15 protein-coding genes are annotated in these 18,309 nt (G+C 42.8%); 5 read left to right on the top strand and 10 right to left on the bottom strand.

Going from position 1 to position 18,309, the window contains the following annotated elements; all coding sequences use genetic code 11:
• Positions 1 to 87: 87 nt before the first annotated feature.
• From FTT91_RS04925 to FTT91_RS04885, 9 genes are all read right to left on the bottom strand, one after another.
• The gene (locus FTT91_RS04925; protein ID WP_179988458.1) at positions 88 to 591 is read right to left on the bottom strand and encodes a DUF6586 family protein; all 504 of its coding nucleotides are present in this window, start codon (positions 589 to 591) and stop codon (positions 88 to 90) included.
• 175 nt (positions 592 to 766) lie between these two features.
• The gene (locus tag FTT91_RS04920; protein ID WP_004976139.1) at positions 767 to 1,021 is read right to left on the bottom strand and encodes an RNA-binding protein; all 255 of its coding nucleotides are present in this window, start codon (positions 1,019 to 1,021) and stop codon (positions 767 to 769) included.
• A gap of 79 nt (positions 1,022 to 1,100) precedes the next feature.
• Positions 1,101 to 3,089: an ATP-dependent helicase gene (locus tag FTT91_RS04915; protein WP_180169069.1), complete on the bottom strand. Its 1,989-nt coding sequence runs from the start codon at positions 3,087 to 3,089 to the stop codon at positions 1,101 to 1,103.
• 158 nt (positions 3,090 to 3,247) lie between these two features.
• Positions 3,248 to 4,003: a hypothetical protein gene (locus FTT91_RS04910; protein ID WP_180169068.1), complete on the bottom strand. Its 756-nt coding sequence runs from the start codon at positions 4,001 to 4,003 to the stop codon at positions 3,248 to 3,250.
• Between the two features lie 14 nt (positions 4,004 to 4,017).
• A complete protein-coding gene (locus FTT91_RS04905; RefSeq protein ID WP_154321061.1) occupies positions 4,018 to 4,986 on the bottom strand; it encodes an NYN domain-containing protein in 969 nt (322 codons plus the stop codon).
• A gap of 10 nt (positions 4,987 to 4,996) precedes the next feature.
• A complete protein-coding gene (topA, locus tag FTT91_RS04900; protein WP_004976132.1) occupies positions 4,997 to 7,636 on the bottom strand; it encodes a type I DNA topoisomerase in 2,640 nt (879 codons plus the stop codon).
• A gap of 34 nt (positions 7,637 to 7,670) precedes the next feature.
• A complete protein-coding gene (locus FTT91_RS04895; protein WP_004976129.1) occupies positions 7,671 to 8,120 on the bottom strand; it encodes an ammonium transporter in 450 nt (149 codons plus the stop codon).
• 261 nt (positions 8,121 to 8,381) lie between these two features.
• The gene (locus tag FTT91_RS04890) at positions 8,382 to 9,347 is read right to left on the bottom strand and encodes a hypothetical protein (RefSeq protein ID WP_104853027.1); all 966 of its coding nucleotides are present in this window, start codon (positions 9,345 to 9,347) and stop codon (positions 8,382 to 8,384) included.
• Between the two features lie 127 nt (positions 9,348 to 9,474).
• Positions 9,475 to 9,717, bottom strand: a complete 243-nt coding sequence (locus FTT91_RS04885) for a SlyX family protein (protein WP_004976120.1) — start codon at positions 9,715 to 9,717, stop codon at positions 9,475 to 9,477.
• A 35-nt stretch (positions 9,718 to 9,752) separates the two neighbouring features.
• On the opposite strand from FTT91_RS04885, the gene FTT91_RS04880 reads away from it, so the two are divergent.
• From FTT91_RS04880 to FTT91_RS04870, 3 genes are all read left to right on the top strand, one after another.
• The gene (locus FTT91_RS04880) at positions 9,753 to 11,660 is read left to right on the top strand and encodes an ATP-binding cassette domain-containing protein (protein WP_178318605.1); all 1,908 of its coding nucleotides are present in this window, start codon (positions 9,753 to 9,755) and stop codon (positions 11,658 to 11,660) included.
• Positions 11,661 to 11,827: 167 nt separating this feature from the next.
• Entirely contained in the window at positions 11,828 to 12,763 is a 936-nt protein-coding gene (locus FTT91_RS04875) for a lauroyl acyltransferase (protein WP_179997428.1), read from the top strand.
• Positions 12,764 to 12,787: 24 nt separating this feature from the next.
• Complete coding sequence (locus tag FTT91_RS04870) at positions 12,788 to 13,900, top strand: glycosyltransferase family 4 protein (RefSeq protein WP_004976117.1); 1,113 nt, start codon at positions 12,788 to 12,790, stop codon at positions 13,898 to 13,900.
• 337 nt (positions 13,901 to 14,237) lie between these two features.
• On the opposite strand, the gene FTT91_RS04865 is transcribed toward FTT91_RS04870, so the two are convergent.
• The gene (locus tag FTT91_RS04865) at positions 14,238 to 15,365 is read right to left on the bottom strand and encodes an endonuclease/exonuclease/phosphatase family protein (RefSeq protein WP_104853024.1); all 1,128 of its coding nucleotides are present in this window, start codon (positions 15,363 to 15,365) and stop codon (positions 14,238 to 14,240) included.
• 189 nt (positions 15,366 to 15,554) lie between these two features.
• On the opposite strand from FTT91_RS04865, the gene asd reads away from it, so the two are divergent.
• Both asd and FTT91_RS04855 read left to right on the top strand, forming a co-directional pair.
• Positions 15,555 to 16,673, top strand: a complete 1,119-nt coding sequence (gene asd / locus FTT91_RS04860) for an aspartate-semialdehyde dehydrogenase (RefSeq protein ID WP_004976115.1) — start codon at positions 15,555 to 15,557, stop codon at positions 16,671 to 16,673.
• A 169-nt stretch (positions 16,674 to 16,842) separates the two neighbouring features.
• Positions 16,843 to 18,261: a FimV family protein gene (locus FTT91_RS04855; RefSeq protein ID WP_257229570.1), complete on the top strand. Its 1,419-nt coding sequence runs from the start codon at positions 16,843 to 16,845 to the stop codon at positions 18,259 to 18,261.
• Positions 18,262 to 18,309 lie beyond the last annotated feature (48 nt).

Here is an 18,309-nt window from a genome sequence, read left to right as displayed (position 1 = left end):
ACATGGCGGCAAAGGCGCTTGCACTTTGCATCGTTCAGAATATTTATATCGGGCTGATCAGATTTTTTTCAAGGGCGTTTGGTCGGCTTAAAATTCCACCATTTCATTACGAAAACCATCAATCAACTGGGTTAAGTCACGATGCCATTCGCGCAAAATTTTCGTATCTGGTAGCCATGCTTGCGGAGATTGCGTGACTTTAATAATCAAATTGGATGACGTTTCCTGTTCAGGTTCTGGTGCACTTGGCTCGGGCGTGTACTGACATAAACGATAAGCGCGCTTTAACTCTGCAATAAAACCCGATTTGCTCAGTTGCTCCAAAATTGCCACTTCAGGGGAAATCTGCCCTTTGGCTGCCATCAATTCTTCAATTGATTTAAGGGTTGGATTACTGTCATTTAAACGATAATACCGCACCAATTCCTGCAAAAAAGCCAGCACCGCGCCATTTAAATGAAACACCGCAGCTTCACGATGTGCCTGCGCTTGCTGAACATGCTCGGTTTGCTCGGCCTGCTGACATGAAAGACGGGCGAAATATAATTTCTGATTGGTACGATCTGCATGAAAACGAGCAACACGGGACATGAGCATTTCCTCAATTTAGCGTTCTAAGAAGCTTAGATTAAACCGATTTTCCTGCAACACCCAATAAAAAATACACTATTTTTACTGCGATAAAATCGCGCACCAATGCAGTGCCAATCTCGTATTTTTACTAAAAATCACGCATAAAAAAGGAGCATTTTTTGCTCCCTTTGAACTATTTTGATGCAGGTTTATCTTCTGCTGCTTTGACACGTATTCCATGACCATGCAGACGCAAAGTATTCAGCGCTTTAATGGCTTTTACTGCCTCACGTGCATGTGGCATTTCTACAAATGCAAAACCTTTAGATTTTCCTGTTGCAGCATCCAACACCAAATTACAAGATTCTACAGTGCCATATTCCTGAAAAAGTTTTAACAATTCTTCTTCAGTCACTGTGCGCTCTAAACTACGAACTAAAATTTTCATCTTACAACCTTAAAATAGGCAAAAAACATCAAAAAGCACTCGCCTACTCTACTTTTTGCAGGAAACCATGTGGCATAGTTTAATCGAGATCTATACCAAAATCTAAATTAATCGCTTGGCGTTCCACCAAGGCACTTTTCACAGTTTGCTGACGGGTACGGTGATGAGTTTCCATCGCACACAACTGCCGTGTCAGATCATTCAAAAAATAACTGTCCAGTTTGCGCCCTTGTTCATCTACCGTATCACGCGCCCATAAATTAAAATTTTGCTTGGTTAAAATCAGTTCATTTTGGGCACGGGTCAAAGCCACGTACAGCACTCGACGTTCTTCTTCAATATCATCAAAACTGCCCTGCGCCCGTGCATGCGGGTACTGCCCTGCAGTCACATTCGCCACATAACAGACTTTTTGCTCCGTACCTTTGGCAGAATGGATGGTGATTAAAGTGACCACATCGGTATCGGACTGGCGTTCAATTTCAGAAATAGACACAGGATCGAGCACATATTCTTCTAAAAACTCACTTAACTGCGCATGCTTACCCGCCAGTTGTTGCACCAACTGAAAATCACCCTGACGACGATTCCAGTCTTTTTTATAGTTATCAGCCAATTGTTCCTGAATCGCTTCAATGCCTAAACCGACGCAAGCTGCAACTTCATGGCGTAAGACATCCATTTGCTTCATGATCAATAAAGTTTTTTCTGGCAAGCGTCCAAATTTTTCCAGCTTTTCAATCACCTGATCCATTGTGGGTTCAAGTAACAATTGCTGCGCCAACTTACTCGCACCGACATCACCCACGCCATTCCATAAAGTGAGAAAACGCATCCATGCAATATCATCTAAAGGATTGGCAATAACGCGCAATAAACTAAGTAAGTCTTTCACATGCGCAGTTTCCAAGAGCTTCATGCCGCCAATAAAACGATACGGCACACTTGCCGCAATACAGGCGGCTTCAATATGTCGCGCTGCAAAACTCGAACGCACCAAGACCATGTGATCTGACCACGGCGCGCCTTGCAAGAAATGTCGCTCTTTAATATCAATCGCAATCCATTTGGCTTCATCAAATTCATTCGGGAAAATATGCATTTTGGGTTTGATGCCATCACCACGATGCGCCTGCAACCGTTTGTTATAGCGAATCTCACTTTGATCTAACAACCAATTGGACAGGTCTAAAATTTCCTGCGTAGAACGGTAATTTTGCTCTAATTTGAAAATTTGAGCATTGGGTACGCGCTCTGTGAAATGATGAATATTTTCAAAATCTGCACCACGGAAACCATAAATCGATTGTGCATCATCGCCCACACAAAACAAACTGACCCGATCTTTTAAAGGCTCAAGCAAAGCCCATTGCAAAGGATTGGTGTCCTGCATTTCATCGACCAGAAGATGCTGACAAATTGACGCGACATAATCGACCAGACCTTCCGACTGCGCCAATGCCGATGCCACCACAGCCAAAATATCGTCATAATCGAGAAAGCCACGTGCACGTTTACGGCTTTCATATTCCTGCATAATTTCAGCAATTTGATCTTTTAATGCCAAATATTCAGGCTGCTGTTTTTCTAAAGCCACACTCAGTTTTTGACGGGTATTCCGCGCAAAAGAATATAAATCACATAATTCTTGAGGTTTGGGTAACTGACTTGGATTTTTCTTATCATCTTTTCCGCGAATGAGGCGAAACATCATCAACTGATCATCACGATCAATAATAGAAAACTGCTCTAAGCCAAAAGCTTTAGGAATACGTCGTAACAGATACATACAAAAAGTATGAAAGGTCGAAGCACGTAAGCCTTTGGCTTGCTCACCCAATGCCAACTCCACCCGAGCGACAATTTCACTCGCCGCACGACGAGTAAAAGTCAAAATTTGAATTTGATTGGCTGGAATACCTTGATCTATCAAGTACGCTGCACGTGCCACAATGGTTTTGGTTTTGCCACAGCCTGCGCCAGCCAAGACCAGACTATGTTGATGTGCTGTCGTGGCTGCTTGTTTTTGTTGGGGATTCAATTCATCAATTAGGCTGGCTAAACTCATAGTGACTCATCGTACTGGGTGGATGAATAGTTTAACAGATCAGTTTAGGAATAAACCCATGAATATAAATGGCTCAATTCATACTCAAGTCATGCTCAAGCACATACTTTTACACAGGTTATATTGTGGAGATGTGGATAAGTACATGCTTATCCACATTATTTCCAGCCCAATTCTATGGCAGTGATTTCGTTAATACGTGTCTGTTGTAACGATTCAGGCATTTTACTTTTGCTTTGCGAAAGTGGCACATAACCCGCCATCAGTTCAGCCTGTCGTTGTGGATACAATGGTTGCTGATTTGGGTCTGCATAACCAATCGGATAAATCGGCTGACCTGTGCTTAAATCATATTTATCTGTGGCACCAAAGGTATGCAGTAATTCATGCACCATCACCAACGTATTACGCTCACTGTGTGCAGCAGAAGCAAATAAATTCACCGAGCCAATTTTACCTTTTTGTAAAGCGGTGGAATGTTTCAAAATTTGAGTTTGACTCGGATCATAATAATTCAGGTACAGCGTCACGGTTGCCGTACCATCACTGCTTTGTCGTTGCTGCCAAGCGTAAAAACGGAACTTTAAACTCCAAAGTACAGTATTAAGTAGTGATGCCTGCTCAGGCACTTTTGGTGGCAACTCCTTTAATTCTCGCCCCTGTTTGAAATAAAGCGCAATGGGTTGCCCACGATACTGCAAAGAAGCTTGTTTTAGATAGTCTTGAGCAGAATTTAAATTATTGATATTTAACGTATTGATATAGTTTTGGGTATTTGATCGTCCATCGGCATTGATTGGATGTAACAATACGATGATGGGCTTATTCCAGTCTTGGTTCTGATCACGCCAAGCATTGACTGCGACGACCAGCAAAACCAGCAATAAGCATAAAATTCGGATTTTTTTCCACATGAATTAGGACAACATTAAGACATCAGCTTGCCGACTTTAACACGATTGTGATCACTGGAAAATTCCAACCAACCACTGTGTATTGAAAGTATAGCTGACTGTGTATTTTCAAATCCCTGATTTTGAATATTAAAGTAGGGATCATTTTGTTCGATATGTTGAATAATCTCGGAAATTTTTGCCCAACCTGCCTGATCTGCAAGTTGCTGAATGGTTTTTTGGACAAGTTTGACAAACGTACTAAAACTACGCTTTCTCAAATACATCTGACTGCCCTGTAATTTGGTTTCAAATAAACCCAAGGCTTTAATTAAACCAGAGAGTTTATCGTAACCATAGTTTCGGGTGTCAAAGTCGGGCTTGACCGAGCTGATATACGTACCAATTGCCCCTAAATAAGCCCAACCACTATCATCGGCATTTTCTTTGACCGCTTTATAAATCAGGTTCAAGGTGTATTTATCTATGCTGAGTGCAACATCGGTAACTTTATTATTTTTCCCTTTCTGATCAGATTCTTCTGCTACCGCAGCTTTTTCAGCTTCGGACACCAAGTTTTCTACATAAATAAATTTATCGCAGGCTTTACGAAAAGCTTCAGGCGTATTACTACGCCCAAAACCATAAACGATTAAACCACTTTCACGAATGCGAGAGGCTAAAGGCGTGAAATCACTGTCGCTAGATACAATACAAAAACCATCTAAAGCACCGCTATACAACAAATCCATGGCATCGATAATTAAAATCATATCGGTGGCATCTTTGCTTTTGGTATAAGCAAATTGCTGTACAGGCGTAATGGCGTGCGGTAAAAGTACATCACGCCAATTTTTTAGACTTTCGCTGCTCCAGTCACCATACACGCGCTTTACACTGGCGATGCCATACTTCGCCACTTCTTCCAATACAGACTCAATCGAGTTGACCGATGAGTTATCTGCATCGATTAAAATGGCGAATTTTTTTGGCTTCAACTCCATATAGATCGTGTTAAGCCTCAACCCACTTACCATCTTGGTAAACCAATGACCATTTGGTTTGTTTGCCTTCAGGCGTTTCCGAACCAATATATTGCGCTTGATTCTTACGGCTGAATTTCACCAAGGTTGGATTACCTTCTGGGTCTGCATCAGGTGCTTGCAAAATAAACTGATATTTCGGATCAAGCTGTTCTGCAACTGTGCGTAATTCCGCGACTTTCGGCGCACGGGTTTCACGTACTTTCGGGAACTTACTGGCTGCCAAGAACAAGCCTGCTGCACCATCACGCAACACAAAGAAATCATCGTGTTTGGTTGAACGTAAATGTTCCATTTTAATTGGATCAACACGCGGTGGCGCAGGCTGACCATTCTTGAGTACTTTTCGCGTGTTTTCACAGCTGGTGCAGGCAAAATAAGGGCCAAAACGACCTGTTTTCAACTGCATTTCGCCATCGCACTTGTCACACGGAATGGTTGGGCCATCATAGCCTTTAATTTTGAACTCGCCTTCTTCTAGCTCAAAACCTGCACAGTCTGGGTTATTCCCACAAATGTGCAGTTTACGACCACCATCAATCACATAGCTGTCCATGGCAGTTTCGCAAATTGGACAGCGTTTTTTAGACATCAAATCTGCAGTTTCAGCGGTATCATCATCCGACAATGCAGCAAGCGACTCGACAGGAGTTAGGTTCAGAGTTCCCTTGCAACGTTCTTTCGGTGGCAAGTTATAGCCTGAACATCCCAAGAATACCCCTGTTGTACCTGTACGAATCTGCATTGGACGTGAACATTCTTTACAATGTACTGCATCAACCTCTACAGGTAGATTACGGCGCATGCCTTGTTCGCCCTGTGCATTGGTCAAACGCTGCTTGAAGTCACCATAAAAACTGTTGAGTAAGTCTTTCCAGTTACGCTCCCCATCTGCAACCTTATCCAGCTGACCTTCCAAGTCTGCTGTAAAGTCGTAGTTCATCAGGTTATTAAAACTTTCATCCAGACGATCTGTAACAATCTCACCCATTTTTTCGGCAAACAGACGACGGTTTTCCAGTTTGACATAACCACGGTCTTGAATAGTTGAAATAATCGCAGCATAGGTCGATGGACGTCCAATACCTTTTTTCTCAAGCTCTTTCACCAAAGAGGCTTCGGTAAAACGCGCAGGCGGTTTGGTAAAGTGTTGTGATGGATCAAGCTTCTCTAATTTAAGAATTTCACCGACTTTAACTGCAGGCAGTAACACATCATCATCCGATTTGTTTTGCCCACGCACTTTGGTAAAGCCATCAAAAACTAGCGTACGACCTTTGGCTTTTAACTCGACACCATTGGCATCAACCAAAATGGTCGATGATAAATATTCGGCTGGTGTCATTTGGCAAGCGACGAACTGACGCCAAATCAGATCATATAAACGCTGTGCATCGCGCTCTACACCCACCAAACTGTCACCTTTAAGCGCAACATTAGATGGACGAATCGCTTCGTGCGCTTCTTGTGCGCCTGCTTTATTGCCATAACGATTTGGTTTAGCAGGCAGATATTTTTGACCAAACTCCGCTTCAATATGCGTACGCACCATATTGACCGCGTCATCACTCAGGAAGGTCGAGTCTGTACGCATATAGGTGATAAAACCTGCCTCATACAAACGCTGTGCTAGCATCATGGTTTTCTTGACTGAAAAACCAAGACGGGTACTCGCAGCCTGTTGCAGCGTTGACGTGATATACGGCGCACTTGGGTTGACTTTGGTCGGCTTATCTTCACGTGCAGATACGGTGTATTGCGCATCTTTAATCAAGTTCAGTAAAGCATCGGTTTCAGCTTTGTTGCGTAACTTGAGGGTTTTACCCGCTTGCTTAACCGCTTCTAGACGAATGTCATCTTTTTCAGATTTAGTATCTGCAAAGACTTGCCAATATTCTTCGGGTACAAAGGCGCGAATTTCACGCTCGCGCTCCACAACCAGCTTCACCGCAACTGACTGCACTCGTCCTGCCGATAAACCACGGGCAATTTTTTCCCAGAGCAGTGGCGAAATCATAAAACCCACCACGCGATCTAAGAAACGACGTGCCTGTTGGGCATTGACTTTGTTGGTATCTAAACGCGCAGGATGCTTAAAGGCTTCTTGAATCGCATTTTTGGTAATTTCGTTAAACACGACACGTTGATAACGTGAGTCATCTCCACCAATGACTTCTTTTAAGTGCCACGCAATCGCTTCCCCTTCACGGTCCAAGTCCGTTGCGAGATAGACTTCATCGACCTGCGATGCCAGTTTTTTTAATTCAGCGACTACATTTTCTTTGCCTGGCAGCACTTCATAGTGTGCTTTCCAGTCATGTTCAGGATCAACCCCCATACGGTTGACTAATGCTTGTTGAGCTTTTTCAGCTTTCTGAGCCTCGGTCAGTTTGGTTCGGGTGGTGGTTTTCTTTTCTGTGGTTTTTGCGCCACCACTGGTTGGCAAATCACGCACGTGACCGACCGAAGACTTCACAATGTAGTCCGAACCAAGATATTTATTGATTGTTTTCGCTTTTGCAGGCGACTCCACAATCACTAAAGCACGTTTGTGACCAGCTTCAGATTTGGCTGCAGTGCTTTTGGATGTGGACCGAGGAGCGTTCGCCATAAGTAACCGTATTTCCTATTTAATGGTTTAAAAATTAACGTTCAGCCAAGCTATGTAAAAAGGCTTTCATCTCATCTAATTGAGTTGCGCGAAGATCGGCTTCTTCATCCCAATAGATTCCTACACAGTTTGCCTGCATATCAATAGCATAAATGCCCTTTAATGCAATGGGTAAGCCTTGGAATTTCTCATCGCCATGCAACAGTTCTAGCTTTTGGTCTGTCACTAAAGCACGCATTAACGGTAAACGTGCATCGGCAATGAGTACACTGTAATACGCCACCATACTGGCACGTGATTCCGTGGCTTTCGGGATTTTTGTCCAGTCAGGCGCAACCACCAAACGAGGGTGTAGTCCCATTTTTCGGGCTTTTTCACGCATCAATCCTAAAGCTTTTTCTCTTGGGCTGACACGCAGACCAAAAATAGAGCCCATCACAAATATAATGATGGCAACGGCAACCCAAATTCCAGTATTTTCCATAGTACAACCTTTCTATTCTTATATTAGAGTTGCATAAGCACAATATAAAACGCAAGATTAAAATAAGCTGTGATTTATTTATTTCAAGTGTTTTAGTCTATCTGCCTACAAACAGCTTAAAATCGTCTTACGTGAAAAGGCATCATTTTCAAAACTTTAAATGGTTGATAAATGATGACTTAAATCAGTCGTATCGATAAAAAACTATCTTGCAGATGGGTTTTAAATCGACTCATGCCATTAATCGAAAAATTCTAAAACTTAGCTTAAAAACATCTCATGACTATATAGCACTTCATGTCCATTCCAATAAATATAGCCTTTTTCAATCAGTTCTTTGAGCAATAAACGAATATCAGACTTTGGAAACAACCGCTCTAGTAAATCACGCAACTCATAAATATCTTTCGGTTTTTCACCCTTTAGCTCACGTAACTTTTTGGCAACTTCCCATTGCACAGGGTCAATTTGGCTAAAGTTTTTAAATAAACTGTGCTGAGGATGTACCTCTGCGGCTTCAGTTTGCGCCACGATTGTAGAAGTGACTGTCGCCTCTTGCGTAGATTCTTCCACAGCATCCAAGTCAAGTTGAACCCACTGCTTCAGTACTTTTTTACGAAAGCTAATTTGCTCATCCACCCGCTTTACAATTTTCAGGTTCATCAACATACCAACCACATGCTGCACTTTGTCGGCCTCAAGTTGCAAAATATTGGCAATCGAGTTTTTTAAAGCCTCTACGTTAGTTGGCTTGCCTGACATTTTTGCCAACGCATCACAATACTTTTTTACCAACAGCAATTCAGGTTTGTTGCGAATTGCCATTGGGCTTGGTAAACGATTTTTGCTTTTCCCAGACTGCATTTCAGGCTGAATATGAATCAGGTGACAGGCAATTTCAGATGCTTGCAACATTTCCATTAAAATCTGAATACTGTCAGCCGCAGAAATCACTTCAACTTGTGTTTCTGGCTCTAGCAGTGCCATCAGTTGCCCAACTACCACTGCATATTCAAACTCTTTAAACTCTGCGCGCGGGCTGTCTAAAATCATAAGCTGACCGGTACTGATCCAGCCAGCCAACTCAGTTAAATCCTGCAAGTTATATTCAAATTTTCCTGCACAATTAAACAGATACACACTCGGATGATGCTCAATAATTTCTCGCAACAAAGTCGCGGTAGGCTGGTTGTTTTCAAGGTCAAGTAACACAACTTTAAAGGACATAAACTTTAGCGGACACAATAGGGTTTAAAAGATTCAGGCACAGCAGCCGAGCATTACAGCGGGAAGTACAGCAAAGGTCAAATTAAAATCAGCACGGAAACCAATACCGTTGATTAAGTACGATTGATTAATAGTGTGGTGGGCGATTGGTCATCGGGTCAAATGGTGCAATCCCATCCGACAAATCTGCCGACTCTACCCGCTGATATAACAACTGCATTTGTTTCTTTAAATCAGCAATTTCCAGACTTTGATGAACCACTTGTTCATTCAATTGCTCAACTAAATCGTCCAAAAATGCAATTCGCACTTGCAAATCTTCAATGGGTGCGGAAAATGACGCCTGATCATCTATACTTTGTTTAGTCATTTCAAATCCTCATTTGAGATTTTTTAGGAAACACTATGGCCTATATTACTTTAAGGGATGTCCAACTCGCATTTGGTGGACCTGCCTTGCTCGACGGCGCGAATTTTAACCTAGAACGTGGCGAACGAGTGTGTTTGATTGGCCGTAATGGAGAAGGTAAGTCTACTCTACTTAAACTGATTGAAGGAAGTTTACTGCCCGATGCAGGTGAAGTGTCTATTCAAAATGGCATCACCATTGCCATGTTGGCGCAAGATGTGCCCATGGATTCAGGCAAAGTCGCCGATATTGTTGCTGATGGTGCAGGCGAAGCTGCTGCAGTATTAAAAGCCTATCACGAAGCCAATGATGCCTGTGTATTGGGCGATATGGATGCCTGTGACCGTATGGGGAACTTGCAACACAAGCTAGATCAGCTTGATGGCTGGGCGCTAGAAAATAAGGTCAATGCCATTTTAAGTAAAATGGGACTTGATCCAAATGCCGACTTGGCCGATTTATCGGGTGGACGTAAACGTCGTGTGTTGTTGGCACGTGCCCTGCTCACCCAACCTGACGTGTTGTTGCTAGATGAGCCGACCAACCACTTAGATGTGGAAAGTATTGAATGGTTGGAAAAATTCTTACTCGATCAAAATAATTTAACCCTGCTGTTTATTTCGCATGACCGTGCTTTTGTCGATAGTATCGCCACCCGCATTGTCGAGTTAGATCGTGGTGTATTACGCAGCTACGAAGGCAACTATTCGCGTTATTTAGATTTAAAAGCGCAGCAACTTGAAGCTGAAGAAAAACAAAATGCGCTGTTTGATAAAAAACTGGCCGAAGAAGAAGCATGGATTCGTCAAGGCATTAAAGCACGTCGTACCCGCAACGAAGGACGTGTGCGTGCTTTAAAAGCCTTACGTGAAGAATCCAAAGCACGTCGCTTCCAACAAGGCAAAGTCAATATGGCAGCGCAGGAAGCCAATCGCTCAGGTAAACTGGTCTTTGATATTGAACATTTACAAGTGGCCTTTGGCAATCAAGCTCCAATTATCAAAGACTTTTCAACATTGGTATTACGTGGCGACCGTATTGGTTTAGTTGGCGATAACGGTGTCGGTAAAACCACCCTGATTAAAGCCATTTTAGGTGAAATTGAGCATGGTGGCTCTGTCAAAACAGGCACACAACTGGAAATTGCCTATTTCGACCAATTACGCAATGTCTTGGATTTGGAAAAGTCGGTCAAAGATAACGTGTCTGAAGGTTCAGACTTTGTTGATGTGAACGGACAACGTCGTCACATCTATAGTTATTTACAAGACTTTTTATTCTCACCAGAACGTGCGCGCACGCCTGTTAAAGCCTTGTCTGGCGGTGAACGCAACCGTATTTTACTGGCAAAATTATTACTCAAACCATCTAACCTGATAGTGATGGATGAGCCGACCAACGACTTGGATATGGTCACTTTAGAATTGCTTGAGGAAATGCTCAGCGACTATAAAGGCACCTTATTGCTGATTTCACACGACCGTGCCTTTATGGACAACGTGGTGACTTCAACTTGGGTATTTGATGGCAAAGGCAATATTGATGAATATATTGGCGGCTATCAGGACTATTTGCAGCAACGCCCAGACCAAACTGTGGTTGATCAAAAAAGTGATGTTAAAAAAGCCGTTGCCAAAGCCGAAGCGGCTGCAGCAGCACCAACGGCTAAAAAAGTAAAATTGAGCTACAAAGATCAACGTGCTTTAGAGCAGTTGCCAGGTGAAATTGAAGCACTGGAACAGGAACAAACCGAATTGGCTGAAAAACTGGCGGATGGTTCTTGGTTTGTAACAGATGCCAATGCAGCCACCAAAGCCTCACAGCGTTTGGCTGAAATTGATGAAGAACTGCTGGAAAAACTGGAGCGTTGGGACGAACTGGAAAACTTGGCGAATGGTAACTAAGCATATTGGCTTAAGTGATTATTCCTAACTTTTTAAGCACAGGACTTGTCCCCAATACCAAAGCTTTGCAAAACCATTTTAAGCATCTTTCCCATTGGACGTATGCTTTTAAATTTTAAAATCGGTTCGTGCTAAACTGCAACGATACAACACTTTACACGGTCATTATGAGTCAACACACTGAATATCCACCAGGCGAATTTCAATGGTCTTTCCTGTTGCCAAAATATTGGGGCATCTGGATTGGCATTGTCTGCCTGATGATTTTAGCCATTTTGCCGTGGGCGATTCAGTATCGTTTGGCGCAGCTTTTAGGCAATCTTGCCTTTAACAGCATGAAGTCACGTCGCGTAACTACGTTACGCAATTTGGAAGTGTGTTTTCCTGAATGGAGCGAGGCTGAAGTACATGAAAATGCTCGCCAAGTCTTTGTCGATCAGATGCTCGGCGTATTTGAAACCTTAAATGCGTGGTACTGTCCACAGTGGTTTAAAGGACGTACTCAGGTTGAAGGTTTAGAACATATTCAGCAAGCCCAAGCAGATGGTCGCGGGGTTTTATTGTTAGGTACACATTCTACTCTGCTAGATGCAGGCGGCTATGTCTGTGCGCAATATTTTGACCCCGATGTGGTCTATCGTCCACAAAACAATCCATTACTGGACATGCTGATTTACCGTTGTCGCGCCACCATTTACGGTCATCAAATTGACCACGATGACATGCGTGGTTTAATCCGTCACTTAAAAAATGGTCGTGCCATTTGGTATAGCCCAGATCAGGACTTTGGTTTAAAACAAGGTGTTATGGCACCGTTTTTTGGCGTACCTGCAGCGACAGTTACAGCGCATCGTCGTTTACTTAAAATGACCAAAGCCGCAGCAATTCCGTTATATTTTTACCGTACAGGTGAGCTTTCCAATCCTCAATATAAAGTCTTGATTGAACCTGAACTACTGGATTTCCCAAGCGCAGATGAAGTTGCAGATGCAACGCGCACCAATTTCATTATTGAGCAGCAATTACGGATCGCTCCTACCCAATATATGTGGTTTCATCGTCGGTTTAAGAGCCGCCCCGAAGGTTATGACAGTATTTACTAATCTGTACGGCAGAAGGAAAGATTCATGAAAGTCATGCAGTTATTACCCGAATTAAACAGTGGCGGTGTAGAACGCGGTACGCTCGAAATCGCCCGAGCCTTGGTCGCTCAAGGACATACGTCATTGGTGGTGTCGAATGGCGGACGGATGGTCAACCAACTCGAAGCTGAAGGTTCCACTCATTTAAAGTTAGCCATCCACAAAAAATCATTATCAAGCTTGTGGCAAATCCGTCCTTTACGCCAACTGATTATGCAACATCAACCTGATATTGTGCATGTACGTTCCCGCGTACCTGCATGGCTAACTCATTTTTCCCTAAAAGGTATTCCAGCCGAAAAACGTCCACACTTAATTTCAACTGTACATGGTTTTTATTCAGTTAACCGTTACAGCCAAATTATGACCCAAGCGGAAAAAGTGATCGCAGTTTCTGACAGTGTAGTCAAATACATTCGTGATCATTATCAAAACTGTCCACCTGAAGATATTGTCCGTATTTATCGTGGAATTGACCCTGCTGCATTTCCGCACGGGTATCAACCTTCGGCACAATGGATGCAACAAACCTATCAAGATTTCCCAGAACTTGAACATAAGTTTTTAATTTGTTTGCCGGGACGTATCACCCGCTTAAAAGGTCATGAAACATTGATTGATCTAATTGCGAAATTAAAAACCCAGTATCCACAGATTCATGCTGTTGTTGTAGGCGGTGCAGATGTTAAAAAAGCAGCTTATTTACAGGAACTGGAACGCAATATTCGGGATAAACATCTGACCGAAGCGATAACCTTTGTTGGACACCGTTCTGACATTCGCGAGTGGCTTGCGTTTAGCGATATTGTACTTTCACTTTCCAATCAGGCGGAAACCTTTGGACGCACTGCACTTGAGGCTTTATCTGTAGGAACACCTGTGATTGGCTGGAACCGTGGTGGTGTGGCTGAAATTTTGTCACAACTGTATCCGCAAGGGCTCATCGCAGCAGATGACCAAGTGGCTTTATTCAATGCAGTGCAATTGCATCTGGAAATACCGCAAAGTGTCACCCCTGTTGAATTGTTCAGCTTGGCAGATATGTGTCATCAAACCTTAGATTTATATCAGCAAGTTTTGCAGTCAAAACACACCTAAAGCCTTAAAACTGAATCGAGCTGATTGAAATTTAATTTGTTTAAAAACAATGAGAATGAAAAAATAAGCCCTAAAAAATCATCGCCCGAGTTCTACATCCTGTAAAACTCGGGCTCATGAGGTTGTGCTTTCAAAACTTATTGTTATTTTATTGTATGGCGTTCCTTACCTACATCATATCCTTGATGTTTATCCCTCAGCGTCGTCTTCCTTAATGGGATATTCCGTTCCCGAGTCCTTGTGCTGATGAATTAATCTTAACCAGATCAGTCAGAATAAACCATGCGTCATGTGCCTAAATCCGTGTAAGCCATTTCGTACACTTTTCGTTTAATTTCTAAACCGATTTATCCTGTGCTTTATACGGTTGTGCAATTTCATCGGTCACCAGTTTTTCTTCTTGCTCTGCTTTTTCAATCCCATCCTGAATCGCCTGTTGTGCTTCCTGCTCATCAGCATCGGTTTGCGGCAGTTCTTCCTGAATTCGATCAAACACCCGCCCAGTTTGCAATACCACATACACAGGAAAATGATCTGAACCAATATGTGCTAAACGCTGCATATCTACCAATGCAAAATCTGTACTATGAAATACATGGTCTAATGACCAACGCAGTAAAGGATAATCGGCATGAAAGGTATTGATATAGTGCCGCCCTACGCGCGGGTCGAGCAAGCCACTGATTCTTTGGAACAAGCGCGTAGTCCGCGACCACGCCACATCGTTTAAATCACCCATTACGATACAGCTTTCATCTAAATCTTTGATTTGATCGCCTACAATCAACAATTCTGCATCTCTTAAAACAGAATCTTTGGCTTCGGTAGGACTTGGTGGTTTAGGATGCAAACAATACAACTGTACAGGCTGCCCCGAAGGCAAAATCACACTGGTATGAATGGATGGAATTTCATCGCTGAGAATAAATTTGATCTCACTGTCTTTTAATGGCAAACGGCTATACAAATGCATGCCATATAAATTATCTAAAGGTGCAGCGACCCGATAAGGATAATCGGCTTCAATCACAGACAAGGCTTTCTGCCAAGCCAAATCAGATTCTAGGGTCAACACCAAATCTGGTTTTAAGGCTTGAATATGTTCAATTAAAAGATGATATTTTTGATTTGGTGTCAGAACATTGGACACGATTAATGAAATTTGTTTTTCAGGATTTAGCTGTTCTGGACGAACTTGTTTGACCTGTTTTTTCCACAGCAAGGTGTAGGGCAAGACCATTTTTAACTGATAAGCCAAAGCTGCAATCAGCCCAATTAAAATCACTTGGCTAGACACATCCCACGTCTGCTCCCAAATCAGTAGCAAAACAAAGGCAATGATGCCCAAAACCAAGATCTGTAAACGTGGAAAATCTGCGCCCCGAATCCACCATTCATCACGCGGAATCAGTGACCAAAAACTTAACCAAATGACTAATATTGCAAGCCCTTCTACCCAAATCATCTTGCTTTACTCTTTTGTATTTTTTGTCGTTTTTACATGAAAACCAAAGTTATCAATTTTGTATGTAACACAAACAAGAGATTTCACTCAATAATACTCATGTTTTGTTCATGTAATGCTTGCAGTTGCGTCCCCTTTTGATAGACTTATATTCCTTTATTGTTTTTTAACGCACCGAGGCAAAGTGACATGAAAGTAGGTCTGGTCGGTTGGCGCGGGATGGTGGGTTCCGTCCTTATGCAACGTATGGTTGAAGAAAATGATTTTGCTCATTTTGAGCCATTCTATTTCTCTACCAGTAATGCTGGCGGTGAAGCACCAGCGTTTGGTGGTAAAACTGCCCCAGCACTTATGGATGCAACAGATATTGAAAGTCTGAAGCAAATGGATGTCATTATTACCTGTCAAGGTGGTGATTACACTTCTGCCGTTTTCCCGAAGCTTAAAGCTGAAGGATGGAATGGTTACTGGATTGATGCTGCATCTACCCTGCGTATGGATGATGAAGCGATTATCGTACTTGATCCAGTCAACATGAATGTCATTAAAGATGGCTTGGTGAATGGCACCAAAACATTTGTGGGCGGTAACTGTACTGTTTCACTCATGTTGATGGGCTTGGGTTCATTATTCCAAAACAATTTGGTGGAATGGGCAACTTCAATGACCTATCAAGCAGCTTCTGGTGCAGGTGCGCAAAACATGCGTGAGCTGATCACAGGCATGGGCTACTTGTATAACAACACCAAAGACTTGTTGGATGACCCACGTTCACCAATTTTAGACATCGACTCTAAAATTGCCGAATTACAACGTGGCGAAGGTTTCCCATCGGCAAACTTTGGTGTGCCTTTAGCGGGTTCTCTCATTCCATATATCGACAAACAGCTTGAAAGCGGTCAGTCAAAAGAAGAATGGAAAGGTCAGGTTGAAACCAACAAGATTTTAGGCAATCAGCAGATCGTTCCAATTGATGGTCACTGTGTGCGTATTGGCGCAATGCGTTGTCACTCTCAGGCAATCACATTGAAGCTGAAAAAAGACGTTCCACTGAACGAAATTGAAGATATGATTCGTCAATCAAGCCAATGGGCAAAAGTGGTACCAAATACACGCGAAGCATCAATGACCGATCTTACCCCAGTTGCAGTTACAGGGACTTTAACAGTACCTGTTGGTCGTTTACGCAAAATGAACATGGGTAAAGAATACCTTGGTGCATTCACTGTAGGTGACCAATTACTTTGGGGCGCAGCAGAGCCATTACGTCGTATGTTACGCATCTTAATTGATTACAAAAATGCTTAAGCTTCGTCTTGAGCACTGAATCATTTTGGATTCTGTGATCAAACTCAACAAGCCAGTCAAATTTGACTGGCTTTTTTATGTAATCAACGTGTTAATATTTTACAATCGACATACAACTCGCTACTCTATCCTTTTCGCCTTGCGATAAATGACCGAGCTAACAATTAAGATGACTGTATATAACAAATTAAAGATCGCCATTTTATCTATTTTGGCTTCACAGCAAATGTATGCAATGAATGTTGACCCGATTCAAATTCAGTCAACAACTGGGGAATTGCTCTATGCCGAAATCAACTTTCGTCAATCGAATGTGAATGAAGCGATTGATGTCAGTTTAGCTACGGCAGAAGATCTGATGTCGATTGGTGCGAGTCACCGTCCGCCTGGTCATCTTAACTTTTTTACACGTCGTAATAGCAATGGTACAGGGGTTATCACCATTACCTCATCTCGACCGTTAACCGAGTCTGAGTTGAATATTGTGGTCAAAATTAAAGAAGGCAATGCAACCCGCCTGCAACATATTCGCACCCCATTAAAACGCAGTGCACCTGCGCCATTGGCCGCTATGCAACGTAGCAATGAACAAGCTTTAATGCCTGTTATGATTGTCAATGAGCAAGATATTGCTTTAAATTTACCTGTAAGTACGGCCTATCAGGTTGAAACACCCAAAGCAATTGAACAACAGGCTTTTGAAGCACCGCTAACCATTAAACGCAATACACCGCCTGCGTTAAACCATCAAGCAGTAACAGTGATTCAAACTGCGCCAAGCCGTAGCGCAGCGAGTGAAAATACGACTGTTGCTGCTCCAAAAGCAGCGCCAGCAAAAACAAATAACAACCCAACACCGACAGCATCTACAGCGACTACGTCAGTCACTGCACAACAATCGGCTGATCCATTGGTACAAAAATTTGCTGAACAGCAACGCACGAAGCAACTGGCACAAACTCAGCCTGCTGCTGCCGTGAAAAAGCCTGCACAAACAGCGGCTGCACAGGCTAAACCAAGCCCTGCCACAGCCATGCCTGCAGTCAATACCCAACACGTGGTGCAATCGAATGAATCATTATGGGCAATTGCCTCACGCATTGCGGGTGAAAATAACCGCCCTGTTGCTGAAGTGATGCAGCAAATTAAAGCCAATAATGAGCATGCTTTTATTCAAGGCGATGCCAATCGTTTGCGTCGTGGTGCGACCTTAAACTTACATGCACAAGCTAACTCTAAACCAGAGAAAAAAGCCGCAATTCCACAACCAGAAACGCCCAGTGCACCACAATCAGGCAAAGCCAAATATCGTTTAAATCAAGCAGAAATGAGCCTTGTGGCAGAGAATCAACAAGACTCGACCCACGGTTCTGCCAAGAAGAACACACAATCCACACAAACTTCGGGTGACTTGTCATTAAAAGTTATGACATCCCGCGAGAAAACCGTTAAATTACAGAGAAACGTAACAGAATTAGAATTGGCATTACGTCAGAAGGATCACAGAATTCAATTACTCAACGCGCGCCTTGCCGAACTGCAACAACAATTGCAAAAACAACAAGCCGCAAATAAGCCAAAACACTAAATGTTACACACAATGATTTTTTTGGGATAAGGTCAAACAGGGACCACA

This window comes from Acinetobacter sp. YH12021 (assembly GCF_013420145.1).
GTDB classification, from domain to species: domain Bacteria; phylum Pseudomonadota; class Gammaproteobacteria; order Pseudomonadales; family Moraxellaceae; genus Acinetobacter; species Acinetobacter towneri.
The sequence above is the reverse complement of the archived record's forward strand: the minus strand, read 5'-3'. Positions and strand labels throughout refer to the sequence as shown.